The sequence below is a fragment of the Streptomyces chiangmaiensis genome, assembly GCF_036281785.1.
GTDB lineage: Bacteria > Actinomycetota > Actinomycetes > Streptomycetales > Streptomycetaceae > Streptomyces > Streptomyces chiangmaiensis.
In genome coordinates this window covers 1-1,320 of sequence record NZ_JAYWVC010000585.1, presented here as the reverse complement: position 1 = coordinate 1,320, position 1,320 = coordinate 1, and the positions used below count along the sequence as shown (strand labels likewise).

The 1,320-nt window shown below is 68.3% G+C and carries 2 protein-coding genes; both read right to left on the bottom strand.

The genetic code is table 11. The annotated features are described in order from the left end of the window. Window positions 1-631, bottom strand: a 631-nt coding sequence (locus VXC91_RS45750; RefSeq protein ID WP_329513234.1) for a phospholipid carrier-dependent glycosyltransferase, incomplete at its 3' end; no start/stop codon positions are given. Beyond that, window positions 628-1,320 (bottom strand): glycosyltransferase family 2 protein (locus tag VXC91_RS45745; protein ID WP_329513233.1); only part of this gene is annotated, 693 nt, incomplete at its 5' end. The genes VXC91_RS45750 and VXC91_RS45745, both read right to left, overlap by 4 nt.

The following is a 1,320-nucleotide window of genomic DNA, read 5'->3' as shown; positions in this document are numbered from 1 at the left end:
GGACGCTGGTGGCGGCGGCCAACCCGGCCCCGAAGTGGTGCCACAGATGGTGGCTGGGGGACGCGGCCAGGCAGAACGCCAGCAGCATCCACATCACCGCGATGTTGTCGAGGAAGATCTCCCGCTGCAGCACGACCGCCAGCGGCGACAGCCCGAACAATGCCATGCCGAGCCCGGCCGCCCAGCGCGGCAGGCCAAGCCGTCGCGCCAGCACGTACAGCAGCACCGCACTCATCCCGCTTACCAGCAGCATCGCGTAACGCATCGTCACCACCGTCATGGCGTCCTGGTCGATCAGCGAGGCCGGCCATGTGATGAGCGCGATCTGGATCCAGCCGACCGGCGGGTGGTCGTACCAGTACGTGTAGTGGGCCAGCCCCCTGCCCTGCTGGACCGACCAGGCCTGCGCGAGGTACGTACCTTCGTCGTCGCTGAAGGTCGGGAAGCGCGTGATGTTCCAGCCCTGGACGGTCAGGATCACCGTCAACAGGACGCCGCACAGGAGAAGATCCGGGCCAGAGGTGCGGAAGCGGAATCGTGGAGCGGGGCTCTTCGCGACGGGGTGTGCGTCGGTACGCGGCGCGGGGACAGCCGCAGTGGGTCGAGTGGCGGTGGACCTGGTGACGGTCACCGGCGCACGTCCTCTCCGGTCGCCTCGGCGAGGTGGGCGCCGACATGGCGGGTCAGCTCCCAGTCGTTGCGGCCGCGCTTCTCGCGCCACACCGCACGGGTGGCGGCTCCGGCCAGGAGGAGCTGGTAGAAGGGACCGCCCACGATGAGCTTGACGTAGTGCACCAGGCGCACCCGCAGGGCGTACTGACGGCCGAAGTCGTGCAGGCCCACGATCTCGAAGACGAAGGTGACGGTGGCGGTCAGCGCGGGCAGGAAGGTGACGACCGTGATGCCGACCGGGACGTCGACGAAGAGCGCCACCCAGATGTTGATCGGGATGATCACCCCGGTGAACGCCTGGAAGAACGGCGTCATGAGGGTGTAGCGGGCGAGCATCCGCTGCCCCAGGGTGGGCAGTTGCTTCCAGTCCTTCTTACGGTAGACCTGAAGGAAGCCCTGGTTCCATCGGGTCCGCTGCTTGAGCAGGCTCACCAGGGTGCCAGGTGTCTCCTCGCGGGTGACCATCTCGGCGTCGTACGCGACGACCACGCGCTTGCCCTTGCTGGACAGCCGCACTCCGAGGTCGCAGTCCTCGGCGAGGCAGTTCCCGTCCCAGCCGCCCGCCTCCCGCAGCACGTCGGTGCGGATGAAGACGGTGTTGCCGCCGAGCGGGATGAAGCCCTTGAGCGCGTGCAGGTGCAGCCGGCT